Annotated in this window: 17 protein-coding genes and 1 pseudogene; 6 read left to right on the top strand and 12 right to left on the bottom strand. The window is 54.1% G+C overall.

The window, feature by feature from the left end:
* Positions 1–48 precede the first annotated feature (48 nt).
* From KT71_RS11815 to KT71_RS11755, 12 genes and pseudogenes are all read right to left on the bottom strand, one after another.
* Positions 49–726 (bottom strand): TetR/AcrR family transcriptional regulator, encoded by a 678-nt coding sequence (locus KT71_RS11815; protein ID WP_040362317.1) that lies wholly within the window; start codon positions 724–726, stop codon positions 49–51.
* A 747-nt stretch (positions 727–1,473) separates the two neighbouring features.
* Positions 1,474–1,998, bottom strand: a complete 525-nt coding sequence (locus KT71_RS11810; protein WP_023659685.1) for a YybH family protein — start codon at positions 1,996–1,998, stop codon at positions 1,474–1,476.
* A gap of 464 nt (positions 1,999–2,462) precedes the next feature.
* Positions 2,463–2,735 (bottom strand): annotated as a pseudogene (locus KT71_RS11805) (c-type cytochrome); the annotation flags it as partial.
* 18 nt (positions 2,736–2,753) lie between these two features.
* Positions 2,754–3,047, bottom strand: a complete 294-nt coding sequence (locus KT71_RS11800; RefSeq protein ID WP_008295162.1) for a hypothetical protein — start codon at positions 3,045–3,047, stop codon at positions 2,754–2,756.
* Between the two features lie 156 nt (positions 3,048–3,203).
* Complete coding sequence (locus KT71_RS11795; protein ID WP_008295163.1) at positions 3,204–3,905, bottom strand: PepSY domain-containing protein; 702 nt, start codon at positions 3,903–3,905, stop codon at positions 3,204–3,206.
* Positions 3,906–4,006: 101 nt separating this feature from the next.
* Positions 4,007–4,438 (bottom strand): copper-binding protein, encoded by a 432-nt coding sequence (locus tag KT71_RS11790; protein WP_008295164.1) that lies wholly within the window; start codon positions 4,436–4,438, stop codon positions 4,007–4,009.
* Positions 4,439–4,533: 95 nt separating this feature from the next.
* Positions 4,534–4,866 carry a hypothetical protein gene (locus KT71_RS11785; protein ID WP_008295165.1) on the bottom strand — a complete coding sequence of 111 codons (333 nt, stop codon included), beginning with the start codon at positions 4,864–4,866 and terminating at the stop codon, positions 4,534–4,536.
* 116 nt (positions 4,867–4,982) lie between these two features.
* Positions 4,983–8,879 (bottom strand): efflux RND transporter permease subunit, encoded by a 3,897-nt coding sequence (locus KT71_RS11780; RefSeq protein ID WP_023659684.1) that lies wholly within the window; start codon positions 8,877–8,879, stop codon positions 4,983–4,985.
* A gap of 2 nt (positions 8,880–8,881) precedes the next feature.
* Positions 8,882–9,361 carry a heavy metal-binding domain-containing protein gene (locus tag KT71_RS20915; protein WP_023659683.1) on the bottom strand — a complete coding sequence of 160 codons (480 nt, stop codon included), beginning with the start codon at positions 9,359–9,361 and terminating at the stop codon, positions 8,882–8,884.
* The gene (locus KT71_RS20910) at positions 9,316–10,116 is read right to left on the bottom strand and encodes an efflux RND transporter periplasmic adaptor subunit (RefSeq protein ID WP_051403809.1); all 801 of its coding nucleotides are present in this window, start codon (positions 10,114–10,116) and stop codon (positions 9,316–9,318) included. The genes KT71_RS20915 and KT71_RS20910 overlap by 46 nt, the downstream gene beginning before the upstream one ends.
* Positions 10,117–10,462: 346 nt before the next feature.
* Complete coding sequence (locus KT71_RS11770; RefSeq protein WP_008295171.1) at positions 10,463–11,635, bottom strand: TolC family protein; 1,173 nt, start codon at positions 11,633–11,635, stop codon at positions 10,463–10,465.
* A gap of 866 nt (positions 11,636–12,501) precedes the next feature.
* A complete protein-coding gene (locus KT71_RS11755) occupies positions 12,502–12,768 on the bottom strand; it encodes a metal-sensitive transcriptional regulator (RefSeq protein ID WP_023659680.1) in 267 nt (88 codons plus the stop codon).
* A gap of 120 nt (positions 12,769–12,888) precedes the next feature.
* Here KT71_RS11755 and KT71_RS11750 point away from each other — a divergent pair, with 120 nt between their 5' ends.
* The 6 genes from KT71_RS11750 to KT71_RS11725 all read left to right on the top strand — a co-directional run bounded on the left by KT71_RS11750 (position 12,889) and on the right by KT71_RS11725 (position 20,925).
* On the top strand, positions 12,889–13,605 hold the full coding sequence (locus KT71_RS11750; protein ID WP_008295174.1) for a MauE/DoxX family redox-associated membrane protein: 717 nt from the start codon (positions 12,889–12,891) through the stop codon (positions 13,603–13,605).
* 455 nt (positions 13,606–14,060) lie between these two features.
* On the top strand, positions 14,061–16,286 hold the full coding sequence (locus KT71_RS11745; RefSeq protein ID WP_023659678.1) for a copper-transporting P-type ATPase: 2,226 nt from the start codon (positions 14,061–14,063) through the stop codon (positions 16,284–16,286).
* A 17-nt stretch (positions 16,287–16,303) separates the two neighbouring features.
* Positions 16,304–17,569 carry an APC family permease gene (locus KT71_RS11740; RefSeq protein WP_023659677.1) on the top strand — a complete coding sequence of 422 codons (1,266 nt, stop codon included), beginning with the start codon at positions 16,304–16,306 and terminating at the stop codon, positions 17,567–17,569.
* 62 nt (positions 17,570–17,631) lie between these two features.
* The gene (locus tag KT71_RS21085) at positions 17,632–18,069 is read left to right on the top strand and encodes an ion channel (protein ID WP_023659676.1); all 438 of its coding nucleotides are present in this window, start codon (positions 17,632–17,634) and stop codon (positions 18,067–18,069) included.
* 156 nt (positions 18,070–18,225) lie between these two features.
* The gene (locus tag KT71_RS11730) at positions 18,226–18,501 is read left to right on the top strand and encodes a DUF5676 family membrane protein (RefSeq protein WP_008295178.1); all 276 of its coding nucleotides are present in this window, start codon (positions 18,226–18,228) and stop codon (positions 18,499–18,501) included.
* A 1,125-nt stretch (positions 18,502–19,626) separates the two neighbouring features.
* Positions 19,627–20,925: a ParB family protein gene (locus KT71_RS11725; protein WP_023659674.1), complete on the top strand. Its 1,299-nt coding sequence runs from the start codon at positions 19,627–19,629 to the stop codon at positions 20,923–20,925.
* Positions 20,926–20,932: the final 7 nt, after the last annotated feature.

The following is a 20,932-nucleotide window of genomic DNA, read 5'->3' as shown; positions in this document are numbered from 1 at the left end:
AACCGAAGGATACTTCAACTACGCTGTTGTTCGCCCTGCGGTTAGTACTCAGGGCGCTTCAACATTCCGCGTTTCAGCAGCAGTTTCAGCCTCGTGTTTTTTAAGCAAGGCGCTGACCATTATTTTCATATCCGTCATCGTGCGGGACGATCGGATGGGGTCCTGGTCTACAGCAACAATCAGCAGCGAGTGTGTAAGCTCGAGAAATACCCGAGCGACCCGGTTAAGCTCGTTCTTCGTCGAAGTGAACCCAGCTCGACGGAGCATCTCGATCATTTTTGAGATGATGAGGTTGTCGTGCTCTGCATCAAGATGACGTAGCTCAGGAATAGCTGATAAACCTTGAGCGAGAGGCAAAACCGCTTCCTGTTTTCGATAGACATCGTGCATACCTTCGAGAATATTCTCAGTAAGGCGTTCAATTGACATTTCCCCAGTTTGTTTGCTCAACACGTCGTCCAGGACAAACGTCATGTCTTCAAGCCAGCCAGTAGCGAGAACGCTCAATATAGAGTGCTTATTCGGGAAATAATGATAGAGCGCTCCGACCGACATCTGCATTTCTTGCGCGATCATTGATGTTGTTAACCCTTCGATACCGTGGCGGGCCAGCAACATGGCAGTGACCTGCAGGATCTGCTGAGTTCGTCTTTGAGATCGCGCTTGTATTGGCGACCTGCGTTGATCAAGACGCAGATCTGGGCCGTCGCGTCTACCTGCGGACACTTAATTGCCTCGCTTAAGTAATTGATGCGTCATTTGAACGATGGGTCTCGTGTGAGGTTGGCTGTTACTTTGCCAGTAATTCGCGCCGCCATCTATCTGAACATTCACCTCCGATCTATTGTTGCGTTGTAAAGGCGGTTCTGACCTCCTAGCAAGCGCAAGAACTAGCTTAGTGAACAAATTGACAGTTTTGTCTGCCCGCAACAGTTATACCTTGTAGGAATTGTTTAGCGAGTTGACTCGCCAATACCCTGTAGCGAGTCTTCTACCTTCAATCCTGTGATTTGTGCAAACTCGTTAACATTGCCGGTCACAACGGCGAGGTCATGCGCTAGCTCACTTGAGCAGCAATCAGTAGCTCGTTTGGCTCAAGGGGTGTCGCCTCGCGTGTGTGGTGGTGGCGCAACGCTGACCGCGCGGATTACGGCGAGATCGCGCAAAATGTTGGTATCCAGCAAGTGAGACAGCTATCCACAGGACACCCTTAAAGCGCTCTATTCTGCCAACGACACAAAGTCAGCCAGTAGCGTCGTGTGCAATGCGATCAAAAAAAACTCTTCTCGAAAGCCAATTCAGCGAAGAGAGTTATTTACCTGGCAGTTCGTGAGGCGATGAAAAAAAACCATGCTGGTCCGCAATTGGACGCGTGCTTGGAATCGCTTTGTGATCAAGTTTGAAGGCAGCCTTGCGGACTACACTATCATTTTGATAGATGCACAGAAATAGTCATACGGTCAATGTCCACGCCTATTCCGACCAATGTATATGATTAATTTTCCAGATACCGTCCTTCTTCTTGAGAACCAAGGTTTCGACACCAGTGTAATTCACCGGCTCACCTTCGTATGCACCAACATATTTAGTACGCGTAACCGAAAATGCCATTTCTTCCGATTCGTAGACTCGATGTTCTAGAACACTCGAATCAACCCCAGACATGAATTCAAAGTCAGCGATCATGTGCCCAGACACATATTCAATTGCGGTCCGATCGACACCGCCGCCCTCAAAGATACTGACGTGGCTGTCAAGCGCCATCAAAACGGAATCGCTGCTGCCTTCGTTAAGCGCGGCGTGAAACGCCTTTACTACCCCAGCTGCTTCTAGCTCCATACCGACAAACAGCGACTCACTATCTGTATCTGCGCCGCGCTCTTCATGGGCGATAACCTCGGCGGTAGAAAAAACTAGAACCGTTAAAATTACGAATGTGCAAGAATAAACTGCCAATCTAGGCATACGGAAGTTATGGTATTCATTTACATAAAACATCGCCTGCATCCTTTATTTGTTTGTTTGTGAGTAGCGATTCGGAGCCTCGCGACTTAGTGCATCACCTTTGATTGTATGGACTGGAGGGTAGCACCTGTAATTTCAGTGGCACAAAATGCGAATGACGAGTGTAATCCATTCTTGCTCATCGCTGTCAAGCATATTGAACCGGCACCAGCTCTATAGACACATTCCAACCAATATTCTCTCTAAATAGGCCCGGAGAGACGCCAAAAACCAGAGTGCATAATCGAAGGATGACTTTTGGACGAGACTAGTACCCAAGGCACGCGCACCCCACGCTTTCCTGAACTGCCACTGGTCGGGTTGAGTTGTCTCACGCATTTTGTGTGGGAGATGTTTCAGGTTCCTTGGTTCGCGGGAATGGCAGAGGCGCCTCACAGCTCTGTGGTTTGGTTGTTTACAAGAGCCACAGGCGGCGACGTCATGATTCTCGTCGTTTGTTTCAAATGACACCCCGCACACATATCGTTGTAGTCGGCGCCACCTGCCAATAATCGCTCCGACGCGTTTAGGTTATGAGGAACATCAATGTCACTGGCGGCACGAGCGACGGAACGTTCTCGCAAGGTTTCCAGCAACCAATAGGTCAGCCGATTGTGTGGCACATCGGCCCCCATAGGGTAGGTGCCCGAGTAGAGAAATAGCCCGCCGCAGACTAATGCGATGACAGCCGTAATTAGCAGACCCTTGATCGTGGCGGTGAGCATTTGCATGACAGTTCCTTCGCTGAATCAGTGTTTGTGTTCTGAATGCTTCTCGTCGGAGATTTTCTTGTCGTCGTGATGATCAGCCTGCGCCTCGTCGTTTTCTGATTCCTCGTGATGCATGTTTGGTGCGCACTGTTTCATCATGGCCTGCATCACAGGATCCTGCATATCCATTTTGCTGTGATCCATGTCCTGCATGGCGGCGCAGTTCGGGTTTTCCGCGTCTTTCATGTGCTCCTTGGGGTCGTGTGCCTGTGCAAGAAAAGCGACGTTCAGGGCTGCGATTGCAATGATCGGAGTGAAGAGTCTAATTTTCATAATGATGTTCCTAGTAAAGTTTAAGTGCTGGTGACACGTCAATGTCGATGGTTAAACCCAGATCGGCAATCCTAAAATGAATTGCATATCTGCGCGTTCGTAGCCAGCCGCGCGGCGATCAACCGCTTTGCGCCTGCGCTTGTAGTCTTAGGGTAACTATTCTGCCGGAGGCCGTGCGGCTGTGCGACGCGTCCTCCTGCGTGAAACGAAGAACAGTGTGAAGCCGGACGCCACAATGAACAGCCCGAATAGCGAGAATGCCCGCAGTAACAGGTTGTTGAAGTCGTCGCGACCTTTGTAGTCCATCGTATGGAGCATCCAAAGAAAATCGAAGATGCGCCAGGACTGATGCCTCACGCTCTGGAAGCTGCCATCACGCTCGGCAACGTAAGCCGTCAAATCCGTCCGGCCTTCAAAGGTAATCGCCCAGGCCGGAAGTGGCCGTCCTCTATACTCGTGATGTTTGCCCACCTCGGTTAGTCGGGTGGTCGAGACCACGTCGTACTCGTTGTTGATATGTCGCCTAGCGATTCGTTCGGCCTCTTCTCTTGAGACGCCTGCCTTCACTTCACCACTTTCTGGATCTATGAGCCTGCTTCTGTTCACCCAAAGGTAGGGACGATCGTCGATGAATCTGACCGCCAACTCCGATACCTGAAATTCCGAGTCCTGCATCATCAGAGCTCGAAGCGTAGTGGTTTGTAATGCTGGAGACAGGAACTGATCACCGTGTATTTCGTCGATATCTGTCCAGCTGAAGTAGAGGCCGCTTGCTGTCCACATTAGTAGCTGGACGCCAACGAAAACGCTTATCCACCGATGCGCTTTACGCACGTAGAAGTGCTTACTCTTACTCATGGCGACATCGATATGATGAAGAACCAGCGGCGTAAGCGAGGCTAGCGGCAGCCGCTGCAAAATCTTGGCGATAGCAGCGGCACTGTGCCGACGGTGCGACTTTACTTGTCAATGTTGTCATCAAGGCAATTGGCTCCATCAGTTTTGATATTGCAGAGCGCCGTAATTCGGTACGACCCATCACTGCCGTGCTTGACCATGAACGCAACTTCGGCATTTTCGGTGAACGCCGAGACATCTACGCCTTCTGATACGTCATATCGCATTGTCATCGCGCCCATCTCAATGCCACCCTTGAAAGGCCCATGATCGATAGTCAACGTGTTGCTCTGTTCCCCAAAAGAGCGAATTACGCCAGTGGCATGCCCCATGGACTCTTCCATTGCGTGTTCACCGTGATCCATCATTTGTTTAGCCATACCGCTCGATGTTTGAACATCGACGACTTGTGAAGAAGCCGGGTCTTTGGCGCCGCCGCAGCCAGCGAGGGCTATTATCAGCAGGTTGATCACAATAGGTTTGATGTCTTTCATATCGGGTTTCCTTGTGGCCTAGATAAAAGCTCGCACGCCGTTTGAGCGCCGACGACAAGCGCTAAGATCGCCTTAGACTGGGGAGCCAAAGGCTGTCACTGAGAGAAAAGAATGTCGTATTTGGTCACTTCTCCACTGGAGATCACCCCTTTGGCGAAGTGCACATTGACGATTTCGCGCACCACAACGGAGCCGACCTCTATCGTGTCGTAGTATTCGCCGTCTTCGAGGTAGTCCTCGTATGTGTAGCGGTGAGCAACGAACTCTTCACCAATCGATGCTCCGGAATCCGAACCTATGCAAAAGACGACCTGATCTCCGTCGACGCCAACGATCTGCCCTCTCATGAAGACCTTGTGGTAGAACGGCGATGATGAACATGCGCTCATGAGGGCGGTTAGAAGCACTATCGAAACGATTCTGTTCATGAAGAGAGTCTCCTAGAGGTAGTCGTATAAGAACGCTGTGGTTGTCCAGGCCTGTCTCCTCGTGGAGACACCTTCCACTGCAGCGAATTTATCCCGTGACGGGACAAGGAAGAGAGTCATGTCTTCGCCCGCGCGACGTACTCTTTTGCTGCGCAATACAAAACAGGTACGAGCAGCGTGGTGATCACCGCGACCAACATGCCCCCAAATGACGGTATGGCCATCGGCACCATGATGTCGGAGCCGCGCCCGTCCGAGGTTAATACTGGAATCAGCGCTATCAACGTCGTGGCGGTCGTCATTAGTGCGGGTCGAATGCGCCGCGTCGCACCTGTTACAACAAGTCGCCGGATATCGGCTGTGCTATTGGAGCGCGTCTTTGCAAGCGTTTGATCCAAATAGGTCGCTGTTACAACGCCGTTATCAGTAGCGATCCCGAACAGCGCCAAAAAGCCCACCCAGATCGCGACGCTCATATTGATGGGACCTACCTGGAACAGTTCTCCCAGATTGGCGCCCAACACGGAAAAGTCCAGGAAGCCACTCGTGCCATACATCCAGATGACCAGAAAGCCGCCGGCCCAGGCCACAGCAATTCCGCTGAAGACGATCAGCGTTGTGGTGACCGATGCGAACTGTAGATAGAGAATCAGGAAGATGACGAGTAATGCAATCGGCAGCACTACAGAAAGTGTTTGCTGCGCGCGTAGCTGATTTTCGTAGTTACCGGCAAAGGTGTAGCTCACGCCGGCCGGTAGACTAAACTCCCCGCTGTCGAGCTTTGCCCGCAAGAAGGCCTGCGCGTCCTCAACCACATCGACTTCGGCTGCTTCGGCGCGTTTATCGAACACCACGTAGCCCACCAGGAACGTGTCTTCGCTCTTAATCGCTTGCGGTCCCCTGATGTATCGGATCTCGGCCAGTTGGCCAAGGGGTATTTGCGCACCAGCTGGCGTTGGCACCAGAATCTCTTCAAGGCCTTCAGGCGTATCACGCAGCTCGCGAAAATAACGCACGCGCACGGGATAACGCTCTCGGCCCTCGATTGTACTGGTGATCCGTTTACCGCCAACAGCAACCTCGATTACTTGCTGTGCATCTTCTATATGCAATCCGTAGCGCGCCAGCGCGTCCCGGTCTAGATCGATCTCCAAATAAGGCTTACCAACTAGCCGGTCGGCTGTGACGGTGCCCCCCTCGATACTGGGGACTTGCTTCAACAGGGACTCCAGTTGCAGTGCGACGTCCTCAATACTTTCCAAGCTCGGGCCTTTGACCTTGATACCCATCGGCGCTCGCATTCCGCTTTGCAGCATCACAATACGCGCAGCAATCGGCTGTAGCTTTGGCGCTGACGTCGTTCCTGGTAGATCGGCAGCCTCAACGATTTCCCGCCATATATCATCGGTCGAGGAAATATGATCCCGCCAGTTCCGAAATGGCTGACCGTTCTTTTCAGGGATGAGTTCACCGCGTGCATCGCGCTCGAAGGCATCAGTCTCATCGTCATACGCAAATCGCAACACGCGCCCATTTGCATCCGTTTGATACTCCGGGTGGTAGTTGATCACCGTTTCAAACATGGAGATTGGCGCGGGATCTAGCGGTGTATCTGCACGGCCCAACTTACCGACTACCGATCTGATCTCAGGAATCGATTCGATAGACTCATCCAGTATCTGCAGCGCATCCTGCGCCTCACCGATTGAAGCATGAGGCATGATCGTCGGCATATACAGAAAGGAGCCTTCGTCAAGGTTGGGCATGAACTCCTTCCCCAATCCCGGAAATGTCCGGTCCACTGATTGCCAGGCTGCCGATTGGCGCAAGGCGTCGGGTGCGAAGCGCAGCAAATTATCGAATCCCATCCAAGCGATAACGCCCGTTAGCATAATGAGTACAGGCACGCTTAAGAACATCGCTTTGCGTTCCAGGAAAAATGCCAGCAATCGTGGGTACACACGCTGATAGGCAATGAAGCTCACCAGCAATCCACCGACCAAAAGGAACACAAAAACAACATTTATCAAGGTGTGGCGACCTGGGCCCAAGGGCATCCATGCATCGGCCAATAGGATTGCGACCAAGCCTGCCACGAGAAGACTTGCAAGTGCCGGCGCGCTTGCGCCAAACCAAGGCGGTAAACGCTTGGCGAATAACTGCATCAGCGCAAACCCCGCTAGGAGTAACCCTGCGAGAGTGCTCATCATGACGGCGATCACCAGGCCTGCAATGACCAGACCTACGTGGAATAAAAGCTTCAGGCGTGCCGAATTGATCTTTGCGGAAAACAATATTTGAGCGGCCGGTGGGATGATCGCTAGCGCGACAATGACGGCTGAGATGAGTGCGAAGGTCTTCGTGAAGGCCAACGGTGTGAAGAGTTTGCCCTCGGCTCCTGTCATGGTGAAGACCGGAAGGAAGCTTACGACAGTCGTTGCTACCGATGTCAGAACCGCGCCAGCTACTTCGCGGGTCGCACGGAAAATGACCTCAAGTTTTGGCTCTTCGTCGTCGCTTTCGTCCATGTGCCGCAAAATGTTCTCGCAGATAATGACGCCCATATCGACCATGGTGCCGATGGCAATCGCTATCCCCGATAGCGCCACGATGTTCGCCGATACACCAAAGAGCTTCATTGCGATGAAGGTCATGAGCACGGCAACCGGTAGCAAGGCGCTGATCAGAATGGAGCTACGCAGGTGCAGCACCATCACCAGGATGACGATCATCGTGATGAAGATTTCCTCCGTAAGCGCGTCATTGAGCGTACCTAAGGTTTCATAGATCAGCCCGGTACGATCGTAGAAAGGAACGATCGATACTTGAGACAGAGTGACGCCCTCAGGCCATGAAGATTGAGGGTTGGCGCGTAGCCATGCGGTCCAGTTGTCTTGATCTAGCTCATTGCCGATGAAGGCATTAATGCCCTCGCGCGCTGCAAACGCGCGGAGGGTGTCGCGAGAGGTTTCTCGATAGTTAATGATCGCTTTGGCAGGCAATCCTGGTGAGATTTCGGCGATCTTGTCTTTTGTATTCTGAATGGCCTCTAGAGGGTTGAACCCGTAGCGAACAACGACGACGCCGCCCACCGCTTCAGCGCCGCCTTTGTCGAGTGCGCCACGGCGCAGCGCCGGACCCTTGGTGACATTGGCTACATCACGCATACGAATGGGTACGTTGTCTTGCACGCCAACTGCGATGGATTCGATGTCCTCAATATTCTCGATGAACCCGAGGCCTCGTATGACGTACTCCGCACCATTCACTTCAATAGTGCGTGCGCCAACATCCAGATTGGAGGCTCGCGTGGCCATGAATATTTCGTTCAGCGTGACGCCGTGCGCGCGCATCGCATCAGGATCGACGTCGATTTGGTATTCCTGGACATAGCCGCCGATGGATCCGACCTCACTGATGCCTTTGGCAGCCAACAGCGCATAGCGTACGTACCAATCCTGGATTGATCGGAGCTCCTCCAGGCCCCAGCCCCCGGTGGGATTGCCATCGGGATCGAGTCCCTCAAGTGTGTACCAATAGACTTGCCCAAGCGCCGTAGCGTCTGGACCCAGGGCGGGTTGTACCTCAGCCGGCACAGTGCCTTGCGGTAGCGAATTCAGTTTTTCCAGTACGCGGCTACGCGACCAATAGAACTCTATATCTTCCTCGAAGATGATGTAGATCGTAGAGAAGCCGAAGAAGGAGTAGCTGCGAACGGTTTTGACACCGGGCACACCGAGCAGCGCAACTGTCAGCGGATAGGTGATCTGATCTTCAACATCTTGCGGCGATCGCCCCATCCATTCTGTAAATACGATTTGCTGGTTTTCGCCAATGTCGGGGACTGCATCCACCGGCACGGGGCTACGCGGTAGGTTCCCGACGTCCCAGGAGAATGGCGCGACGGATATGCCCCAGCCAATGATGCCGATGAGTAGCAGGCCAACAACCAGCTTCTTTTCGAGACAAAAGCGCAGCAGTCGATCAATAAGTGAGTAGGATTCTTTCATCATGGTCACCGACTTCCGTGATCGTGGCCGCCGCCAGTTCCGCCGCCCTCGGGATTCATCATGCTGGGCTTAGCCTGGATCTGAAGCGCACTATCGATCTTGAAGTTGCCTGATACAACGACAAGCTCTCCTTCTGAAAGGCCACTTTCTACGACATAGCTATCGCCCGCCCTTGGTCCTAGAACAACTTCACGTCCGATATAAGTGGGGCGCTCAGTCGCTGACTGTTCGACATACACAACCGCGCGTTTCCCCGTCAATAAAGCAGCGGTCGCCGGTATTACCAGAGGTGGATTGGCTTGCATGTCGCTTGCGCTTGCGTAGCCTAGAGACTCTGCAGGTACGAGATCCATCCCGCAGATTTCGCATTGCCCCGGCACGTCTTTGATGATCTCCGGGTGCATCGGCGAAATCCATTTTCCCACAAGATTTTGATCGACTATCTGCCCGTTGCTCGCCAAATCTGCAGAAACCTCGGCGCGCACGAACATTTCCGGCTTAAGGCGACCTCTTTGTTAGCAACGTTCACTCGAACGTTCACGGTGCGTGTTTGCGGGTCGAGCACCGGATCGATGAACGACACAAGCCCGCTAAAGCGCTCGCCGGGGTACGCCTCCGTCGTGAAGTGGACGGTCTGACCGTAGCGAAGCCACTGCAAATCTGATTCGTAAGCGTCCAATTGAACCCATAGCGCATCGAGGTCCGCCACCGTGAACATACGTGTCCCGATATCCACATACATGCCTTCCTGAGCATTGCGATGAATCACGATGCCGCTAGCCGGTGAAAATAGGGTCACGTGTTCCGAGGTTTGACCGCCGCGCTCGATGTCCGCTATCTGCTCACCGTTGAGACCCCAAAGTCGCAACCTATCTCGTGCCGCTTCTACCGTGCCCGTCGCTGATCGACGTAATGACGCAACTTTGCTTTTCGAGAGCTCTGACTGGCTGCGAAGGGCTTGTAGAAGCTCCTCCTGAGCTGATAGCAGTTCCGGGCTGTAGAGCTTTAACATGCGGTCGCCTTCGCGCACCGCAACGCCGGTGTAATCAACCCACAGTTCATCGATACGTCCCGGCACCCAGGCCGTGATGTAAGCGAGGCGTGTTTCGTCATAGGCGACTTTCCCCACGAGCCGGATTTTGGCTGTGGGATATCGCCGTTCGACAGGCACCGTAGCGATCCGCATGCGATCGTGCTGCGCGGCGGATAAGGTCAGCTGGCGGGGTTCGTTATCCTCCATGGAGGATGGCTCCTGCCGCACCGGTACAAGATCCATGCCGCATATCGGGCACTGTCCAGGACCGTCACGCTTGATGTGCGGATGCATCGAGCAGCTCCAGGCTTCCGCTGACTGCGCAAGCGGATGGCTATCTGCCGTGTGCGTCGCAGGGCTCTGCATCGCTCCATGACCCTCATGTCCAGTATGCGTGTCAGTCGACATAGACATGCCTTTGCTCGCGTCCGTAGTTGGTGTATGCACGGTCTGGGTTTTGGGTTCTGGCCAAAGGACAACAACCGCAAGGAGAACAAAGGTCGCTATTCCAGCCAATGCGGTCGGCTTACGAAGGCTCGAAAGTAGTGATGTCTTATCGTTCATTACCGGACTCCTTGTTCGATGGCACAGGGGCGAGGGACTCGCCGATGAGCTCTTCCAGTGTTGTGCGGGCTAGATTGTGGTCAGCGATGGCGCGGGCCTCGGCTAGCTCAAAGACCAGCAAAATGCGTTGTGCGTCAATCAGATCAGCGAAAGACAGTGATCCTGTGCTGTACGCGCGCTGCGTCGCAGCTAAGGACTCATTTGCCTTAGGAAGCAGTGTGGTCTGATATAAATCGATTTGCCTGCGAGCGTCCCGCAGGCGGAAGAGCGCACTGACGGTGCCTGCCTCCAGCTTATTGAGGTATTGATCGCGCTGTGCGCGTCGTCCCGCGATACGGGCCTCTGAGGCACGCACACCGGCTTTGTATTTGCCGCGTTGTATCGGCAATGTCATCGAAAAAGCTGCCGCTATTGGATCATTGCCGCTGCCTTGCACATTGGGCGAGCGCGCCTCATCAGTCGCTATGTAATCAAATCCAATAGAAAAGTCGGGATAGAACTCCTTTTCCGCTCGCTCTTTCGCGGCTGTTGCCGCAGCAACATCAAAAGATAGAGCACGCAGTTCAGGGTTGTTGCCGATGACAAGCTCGACGAGCGCCTTATCGTTTATAGGTACATCAGCGATAGGGGCGCTCTGTGGCATCGTGACGGGCGCTTGTGATGGTCGATTGAGAGCCGCGTTGAGCCGTGCGAGCAAAGGTGCTTTGCGATCGGAAAGACTGGCCAGGTCGTTTTCAATCTTGCCAAGTTCGACCTGGGCGCGGATCACATCAGGATGACCATTCGACCCAGTTTGATAGCGGGTTCGGGCGACACGTTCTAAATGCTGGACGAGATCCCGGTTGCCTTCCATGATCCTAAGCGCACGGTTGAAGTAGTACAGTTCATACCAGCTACTGGCAACCTCAGCGATAACCGCATTCTGCACGGTCGAGACACGCGTTGCTGCAGCATTAGCTTTTTCGGAAGCGACTTCGCCCTGCAGGCGCAGTTTCCCAAGCCAAGGTAGCGGTTGAGATACTCCAACAGCGTAGGTCTGAGGACCTACACGAGTTTCCACTTCTTCAATGAAGTAGCGAAAGTTCAGTCGAGGATCGGGAAGCGCAGTAGCCTGCTCGATTTCATTCGTGGCCGCTTCGTAGTTGGCGATGGCGGCGGTCACACTCGGATTATTTGCAAGCGCAAAGTCGACCCATACCGGTAGTGATGGGCTGCTTCAGCCGTCATTAAAGCGGCTTCGTCATTTCGTCCAATCGGCCGCTCAATGAGAGTGTCCGCTGGCGCCGCTGCCAGAGGTTCGATCTGTCGAGAGAACAGCGTGTTTGCACAGCCGCTCAACACGAGCATGGCGAGCGCCAGAAGCACGAGGTTTGCTCGAGACAAAATCGGGACAATGCTGTGCGCATTATCGGGTATTGAAGCAATCATTAGCCTGTCCTTTCCGTTTGACTAGTTGTCAGGTGCGCGAAACGCACACGTGGCAGGGCGAGCCTGCCGCACGGAAAGGGGCTATTCGATCAGTCGGTCTTTGCGGTAAATCGGCGTGTCATGGAGTAAGACAGCAACAATACTGTCCGGAGGTATATTTGTTTGGGGAGTTAATGGATGCCAGGGAGGATCAGCGCCAGCGTAAAAGGGATCCAGGTCACTGGAATCCAAGTCATTGGAATCCAGGTCGATATTTGTGAGGGGTGCTACTCGGCAATCGCGCTCTGCAGAAACAACGGTGTAGTCGGGTGTATCGCAAGTATCTCGAAGCTCATCGCAACCGTCACAGTTCTGATGCGCACAAGGTACGTTCGATGAAGAATCTTTGCTTACACTGTCATGATGTGAGCTCTGGTTGGAGTCCTCGCTCTCACCCATCGCTGCGCTGGCTGCGCACGCGCAGGTGATGTTGAATAACATCAACGCGGCAGAAAGAACGGCGACGATTGATTTAGATCTTCTCATTACGTGTGTACGCTATACCCCTATGGAGTATAGGTCAAGTGTTGATGGAGATATGCTAGGCTTTAGTGTAGAAGCTTAAGATTTCACTTTTGACATTAAATCCACAAGCTCTGTGAATTTTTTCCGTTGTTCCTTTGCATCGCCGGATTCAATCGCGCTTTCTATACAAGTGGCTGAATGATCTTTGAGGATCGCGTCTTCGACTTTGGCAAAGGCTGATTTGATTGCCTGCATTTGCTGCAGTATGTCGATGCAATAGCGTTCCTCTTCGACCATCCGAGAAATACCACGAACCTGCCCTTCGATGCGGTTAAGCCGCTTTATGATTGCTTCTTGTTCCACTATTACGCCCTTGACATATACCCTATAGGAGTGTGTAGTATATCAATCATGACTACTAACCCACAACAAACTCACGAGCCGAATGAGCCCGCTAACGATAAGCCAGCCACGCTGTATCGCATGGTGATGGATAAGCATACCTGCCCTTATGGGATTAAGTCGAAGGATTTACTAGAGCGGGAAGGTTTCGTGGTTGAGGATATTCATCTGGTCACGCATGAAGAGACAGAAGCGTTTCGCGCGGAGCATCATGTGAAGACCACGCCGCAGACTTGGATTGATGGCGAACGTATTGGGGGTTACGACGATTTACGAGCGTTCTTTGGTCGTAGCGTCAAAGCCGAGGATGAAACTACATATCGACCGGTAATTGCAATTTTCTCGGTCGCCGCCGCCATGGCACTTGCCACGAGTTGGTTTGCCTTTGGCGAACTGGTGACGCTGCGCGTGTTGGAGTGGTTTATAGCGATATCAATGTGCTTCCTCGCGGTGCAGAAGCTACAAGATGTCGAGAGTTTCTCGACTATGTTTCTCAATTACGATCTCCTGGCACAGCGTTGGGTGCCCTATGGCTACATCTATCCTTATGCCGAAGCTGTGGCGGGGGTCCTGATGATCTCCGGATCCTTGGTTTGGATATCTTCTCCCATCGCACTTTTCATCGGAGGAATCGGCGTCATATCCATTATCAAGGCGGTTTACATTGAAAAGCGCGAGCTCAAATGTGCATGCGTTGGTGGAAGCAGTAATGTACCGCTGGGTTTTGTGTCGCTCACGGAAAGCGTGATGATGGTGGTTATGGGCACGTGGATGGCCCTGAAGACGATGATTGCCTAGCGAAAAACACCGTGACTCACACAGGAACGTGTGGAGGGAATGCGGGTGTTGCAACCTGGGGCCGGCGGCCGTCAGTTCCGGGGCACGCCGATAAGTGATTCTTCAGTTGCGTATAGATTGGGGAGTCCGTGAGCTGCCCACATAGCGTCACTTGTTTTTTTCGAGGGGAAGGCGATACATCAAATAAGACACAAGCTGCTACGTTTGCACCCGAGTGTGAGAAGCAGTTACGTCCCAGCTGCTGACGTAACAGTAAATAGTTGATCTGGCTATGCGCGGGCCTCTGAGCCGTCAGGCTTGCTTTCGAGTTCAGAGTACGAGTGTGCCGGTGCCAACGGCCTCGACCGTTTTGGGGCTTAGGGCAATGTTTTAGAGTATCGCCACGTTCAAGAGTCGGTAAGGTTTTCTGCAAGCGCGTAGCGGAAGCCTATTGGTTTCTCTTCATGGAGTCCCAGATGCACAAATCAACGCAATTGCCTCATAGCGAAGAACACTGTCATCGCAATAGCAACCGGGTTGCAGCCGATGGCCGCTATGATCAGGTTCCTGCGGGTTACGAGGGGACCGTCTTTACATGTCCGATGCACCCCCAAGTGCGCGATACCGCAGACAGCGGCTGCCCCATCTGCGGCATGGCTCTGGAGCCCGAAACGTTTCGAGCAGATGCCGTCGAGGACACAAGCGAGATGGATAGCATGTCGTGGCGTTTTTGGGTCAGCGCGCTTCTTACTTTGCCGCTGTTCGTCTACGCAATGGGTGATCTTATTCCTGGGCGACCTTTAGAGTCGTTGCTTTCACCTACCGGCTCGCAGTGGTTTCAGTTGCTGCTGGCCACCCCAGTAGTGCTGTGGGGCGGCTGGCCGTTCTTTGTGCGCGGCTACCAATCTGTTCGCAGTCTGAACTTGAATATGTTTACCCTGATCGCGCTCGGAGTAGGGGTGGCCTTCCTTTACTCGCTGGTGGCGGTGTTTTTGCCAGAGGTGTTCCCCGCGGGATTTCGCAATGAAGCAGGCCAGGTCGCCCTGTACTTTGAAGCGGCGGCGGTCATCACAACCTTGGTGCTACTTGGGCAGGTCTTGGAGCTTCGAGCGCGCAGTGCTACCTCCGGCGCCATCCGGGCGCTGTTGGAGCTAACACCACCAACCGCCCGTCGGGTCGGGGAAGGTGGCGAGGAAGAGGAAGTCGACCTCGACGCACTGTCGACCGACGACCGACTACGAATCCGGCCTGGCGAAAAAGTGCCGGTCGACGGGACGGTGCTGGAAGGGCACTCCAGCGTTGATGAGGCGATGATCACCGGTGAGCCTGTGCCGGTAGAGAAGTCAGAGGGTGATGTGGTCACAGGTGGCACCGTTAACGGCACCGGGACCTTGCTGATCTCCGCAACGCGCGTGGGCGATGACACCACGCTCTCGCAGATTGTGCGCATGGTAGCGGAAGCCCAGCGTTCGCGAGCGCCCATACAGCGGCTTGTCGACATTGTAGCGAGCTGGTTTGTACCGATTGTCCTGCTGGTCGCCGTGATCACGTTCGTCATCTGGTCCTGGCTCGGACCTGCTCCGGCGATGGCCTACGCTGTTGTGAACGCGGTCTCGGTGCTGATTGTCGCCTGCCCCTGTGCGTTGGGGCTGGCAACACCTATGTCGATTATGGTGGGCACCGGTAAGGGCGCCAGCAATGGCATCCTGATCAAGAATGCCGAGGCACTGGAGCGCCTTGAGAAGGTCGATACCATCGTTGTTGACAAGACTGGGACCCTCACCGAGGGCAAGCCGACGCTCGTTACGATAGGGCCAATGTCTGACTTTACAGAAGCTGCACTTCTAGCCGCCGTGGCCGCCGTCGAGAGCGTCAGCGAGCATCCGCTCGCACAGGCGATCGTGCGTGGTGCGGAAGAGCGCGACACGACCTACTCGGCAGCGGAAGACTTCGAATCGGTGACGGGGGAGGGCGCAAGCGCGCGCGTCGAAGGTCAGCAGGTCGCGATTGGCAACGCCAAAATGATGAAGCGCATCGGTGGATTCGATCCGGACTTAGCTAGCGCCGCCACGCGCTACCGGGAGCAGGGCCAGACCGTGATGTTTGTGGCCATTGACGGAAAACCAGCCGGGCTGATCGGGGTGACCGATCGCGTTAAAGCGACCAGCAAAGAAGCCGTTCGCAGGCTGCATGAGGACGGGCTCACCGTAGTGATGCTGACGGGTGACAATGAAACGACCGCAGCGGCGGTGGCCCAGCAGCTTGGCATCGATGAGGTGCATGCGGGTGTTTCGCCTGAAGATAAGCACCGCATCATTGGCGAGCTCCAGGCGCAAGGCCGCATTGTCGCGATGGCCGGAGACGGTATCAATGATGCGCCCGCACTCGCACAGGCCGACGTCGGAATGGCGATGGGTACCGGCACTGATGTGGCGATGGAGAGTGCAGCCGTGACGCTCGTCAAAGGTGACATCCTGGGGATCGCCAAAGCACGCAGGCTAAGCCAACTGACTATGCGCAACATCCGCCAGAACCTGTTCTTCGCCTTTGTTTACAACGCCCTTGGTGTGCCCATCGCAGCCGGTGCGCTGTATCCCGTGTTTGGATTATTGCTCAGCCCCATGATCGCCGCTGCGGCCATGAGTTTGTCGTCGGTGTCGGTGATCACCAATGCGCTACGTCTTAAACATCAAGATCTGTAATCATCAGGAGGAATGCAGTGAGTTCAAAGAGCAGTAGTTACGAGGAGGGTAGCCTGACGCTGACAGGCACCGTGGCTATGGGCACCGGGGTGATGATTGGCGCGGGTATTTTCGCGTTGACGGGCCAAGTCGCGGAATATGCTGGCGCCTGGTTCCCCCTTGCCTTTGTGGTTGCGGCCGCCATCAGTGGCTTTAGTGCCTACAGCTATATCAAGGTTTCTAACAAGTATCCCTCGGCGGGCGGTATTGCCATGATCCTGCAAAAAGCCTACGGCCCAGTGACTGTGACCGGCGCCGCTGCGCTGCTCATGGCTTTCTCCATGATCATCAACGAGAGCCTGGTAGCGAGGACCTTCGGTGCCTACACGTTGCAGCTGTTTGATGTTGATGACAACACCGTATGGGTGCCGGTATTGGCGGTGGCACTCATTGTGTTCGCGTTTGTCGTCAACATTTTGGGCAACAAGATTATCGGGAATCTGTCGAAGGTCACCGCAATCGTCAAGGTCGGCGGGATTCTGTTGTTCGCACTGGTGGCGCTGTGGGCCGCAGATTTTGCCTTCAAACCGGTGACTGGGAGCGCCGGGGAGCAAACCACGGCGGGGGGCTTTCTTGCCGGCGTAGCCCTCGCGATTCTCGCCTACAAGGGGTTCACGACCATCACCAATAGTGGCGATGAGGTCGAAAACCCCGAAAAAAACGTCGGTCGCGCCATTATCGTGTCTCTCGTGATTTGTGTGATTGTCTATCTGGCGGTGTGTTTTGCTGTGGGCTCTACGCTGTCTATTGACGAGATTATTGCGGCCAAAGATTATGCCCTGGCCGAGGCCGCGCGCCCGGCTGTCGGTGGCTACGGTCTGTGGTTCACGGTTGGCATCGCCATGATTGCGACTGCTTCGGGTTTACTGGCCAGCGTCTTTGCCGTTTCGCGCATGCTTGCCATGCTCACCGATATGGATTTGATTCCGCACAGCCATTTTGGGATGCCCGGGGGCATACAAAAGCACACGCTGGTTTACACGGTTGTGATGGCAGGACTCTTGGCGGCTTTTTTTGACCTGTCGCGCATTGCATCGCTTGGCGCTATTTTTTACTTGGTGATGGATATCATTATCCATTGGGGCGTGTTTCGGCATCTACGCAGTGACGTAGCGCGCATCCGGCGATCTGATCATCGCATTGGGCTTGATATCGCGCGCTCATCGCTTCGTCTGGATAAGGCAGTACTGATTGACAATCATTGTTGTGGCGATTGTCGGCATCGTGGGGGTCTTTATCTTTGAGCGGTTTTTTCTACAGGCCCAGCGTGCAGGCGCTGATCAGGATGCCGACTCGGAGAGTCATCATGAGTAGCATGGTGCTTATTGGGTTGGTGCTGATGCTGGCAAGTGGCGCTGTCCACTACGTTGCAATGACCGTGCTGCACGCACGAATCTCTGGCATTTCCGTCAATCGCGCCGCCAAAACACAGCTGGCGTTGTTGGGCTTGTCGGCTGCACACTTGTTTGAGGCGGGCATTTATGCCGCTGGATTTCAGCTCGGCGAGACGCTGGGATTAGGTGGATTTTCCGGTGCGGACGCGAGCGACGGGATGGGCGTGTACTACTTCTCTTTGGTGAACTATACCTCGCTCGGACTGGGCGACATTTACCCGACTGGGCACCTGCGATTCCTCGCAGGCCTGGAGTCACTAAATGGCTTGCTACTTATTTCTTGTTCCGCAGCAATGCTTTACCTGCATGCAACAGAGCGCTCAATGCCTGATGCGCGAGAGTCACGGTAAAACGGCAATGCGCGCCGGCTATCTGAACCTATTCCTAGGAAGTGTTAGGAGCTCCCAAATTCTTGGAGTCAGTTCTTGGTCAGTTTTGAATAAGTGCCGGGCAAAAATCCATCCAGGTTTATTGCAATCAAGTCACAGAATGAAGGGGATAGGTATATGATTCACACAAAACAGATGGCGCTGGCCGCGACCGTCACGACCGCAGTGCTTTGGACAATATGCAGTGTAATGGTAGCGACAATGCCAAATGCGATGCTGCAACTTACGGCTCACATGGTTCACGTCGACGTCACGGGGTTTACCTGGACGTTGACGTGGACTGGCTTCTTCATTGGTTTGTTAGGCTGGTCCGTTTCAGCGGGTGCTGCCGGGTTCGTTCTTGCTATCACCTACAACCGATTCTCGCGTTCGGCACACGTTGCAGAACGTTGAACATGAATCGGGGCGTTCGTTCGCTCGGCTATTGCCAGCAAGCATGAGAGGAGTGTAGGTTCAGGTTCACGGCTCGGTGATGCTCGACCCAGATTAGCTTGATTGCGGTTAGCACGCTGCAGCGCAACTCCGAACTGTTTTGAAGCACACTTGTTTGGCGGAGTTGCGAGGGCGCCTAGGTCTCTACCTGGGCTTCTTTGAACTGTCCGTAAAATCGGGGTAGAACCCGAAGCAAGGCAGCCGGTAGACCTTTCACACTTCGTATTGAGGACGGGTTGATGCGCTCGTCGCCCGCACGCCCCTTCAGCGCCCGCGGCCAATTCGCCATCCAGGCGTTGCGCACCGCCCCGTAGCAGCTTCATGCTGTCATGGTCGGGAGTCTCTCGACCGGAGAGCGCGAGTGCACGCTCGAAGAACTCCTGTTGAAGGGGAGAGAGGCGCACATAATTTTCGTCATCTGACTTTTCGCGTTGTCGCTTCCGGAGTCTGTTTGCAACCAGTTCGCTGTAGGCACGAAGAGCCGGCTTTGCTGGGTGTTTGCCGGCTTCTAAGTTCGCCCAGTAACCGCGCGGTGGCGTTGATATTTGCAGCTTGGCACAGCGTTTGTGGATGGCCACGTCAGAGACCCCACAATCGTTTGCAATCTGCCGCACAGGTTTGTCTCAGGGCAGTGCAAACACTTCTTCTCGGCTGGGGTCATTATCCATATTCAATACCCCCCTGATGCCGGGATAAGAGCATTTTAATGAAGATAAGCAACGCTCTTGGCTAATAAAGGGCGGCCAAAAAATGTCGCTCTCTTAGGTATTCTTACATCATGGATGACCCCGTTGGCCACATTACGTTTTGCCTGCAATAACTATGACGTCTCGGTTCAGCCGACATACTTGGCTGTTTTTGACGAATGACGAACGCAATCGTTGTTGCTAGCTTTGTAGAGTTATGCAGCACCTCGAGTAGTCAACGCAATACCCATCCTTGCGACGTTTTGGTTTCTCTGCAAAACCGCGCAGGGTTTGGTTAGAGTTTTTTGGCAGGCCCTGATGTCCGGGTTTGTTTTTTACCCATAGTTTTGGAGCACAAATGTAACGTAGCGAACAATTAACGAAAAAGGAGCGCATGAGCATGGATGCTATGCCTGAGTTAGTAACGGATTTACACAGCAGCACGATGACCACTCAGTTGATCGTCTTACCGATTAGTCAGATTAAACCGTTTCCGCGCAATCCGCGCCGAAGTCCACATCCCGCCCGAGAGCGCATTAAAGCGTCTATCCGTGAAAACGGCTTAGACCATGCGCTGGCGGTGACTCAGCGTCCTGGTACGGCCCACTATGTGTTGACCGCTGGCGGCAATACCCGCCTAGAGGTGTTAGTGGAGCTCTATGCCGAAACTCGAGATCCGCGCTTTGCCCAGATCCCCTGCGCGTTGACCTCTTGGCCGGGTGACGTCGAGATCCTGTTGGCACATGTCCGCGAAAACGATCTCCGCGATGCGCTCAGTTTTGTCGATAAAGCTTGCGCTGTCCTTGAGTGCAAAGCACTGCTGGATGCAGAGCGAGATGAGCCGTTGTCACAGCAGGCGCTGTCCGATGCGCTGATGCAGCATGGCTACGGACTCAGCCAGTCCATGATTTCGCAGTTCACGTATGCGGTCGAGCGCCTGTTGCCGGTCATACCGATCGCGCTAGAAAACGGCCTGGGCCGACCTCAGGTACAGCGTATTCGGCACCTCGATCGCTCGGCAAGCCGTTTATGGGCCTCCTGCGGTCTCGATACTGAGTTACCGTATGACGAGGCTTTTCTCACACTTTGTCGTCGCTATGACGGACTCGACTGGTCGTTCGATGACCTTGAAGAGGCCCTAGCTGTGGAGATTGCTGAAGGGGCGGATCGCGGAATTCAAGCGGTGCGGCTTGATCTACGATCAGCGGTAATGGCAAAAGACCTTGGCACTTCAATAATTGAACAGGGGGCAGTAGCCGACAGTAGCGCTTCAGAAACTGAAGCGGCTTGCATCATCGCGACCGCAGAGCGGGCGTATTCCCGTGGATACAATGATCCGCTGCCGCAAGAACGTCGAGCATCGTTTGCGAAATGCGCTCAGGATGCCGCGTCTTCAGATCTGTCTGCGGAATCTATCAAAGCAAGAACCGGTAATCATCCCTTAAAATCAGCCCGCGCTCGGTCCTGGGCGTTGGCACTGCGCTTGGCCAAGCGCTTTGGTTTGAGCGAGCTTGTCATCTCAACGCCCAAAGAGGGGATGGGTTATTTGCTGATTGATGTCCCCGATGCGGGGCTGCTTGCCCAGACTACGGTTGAGGAGGGAAACCATGTGCGTGCGATTTGGCAGCACCTCGCAGCCTGCTGCGAGCTTGCACGGGCACCGCGTGAACGCCTTCTTATCCATCTCACTGAGCATTGATTGCTGG

It is taken from the genome of Congregibacter litoralis KT71 (genome assembly GCF_000153125.2).
Lineage (GTDB): Bacteria > Pseudomonadota > Gammaproteobacteria > Pseudomonadales > Halieaceae > Congregibacter > Congregibacter litoralis.
Note: the sequence above shows the minus strand (reverse complement) of the source record. Positions and strands in the feature narration are given on the sequence as shown.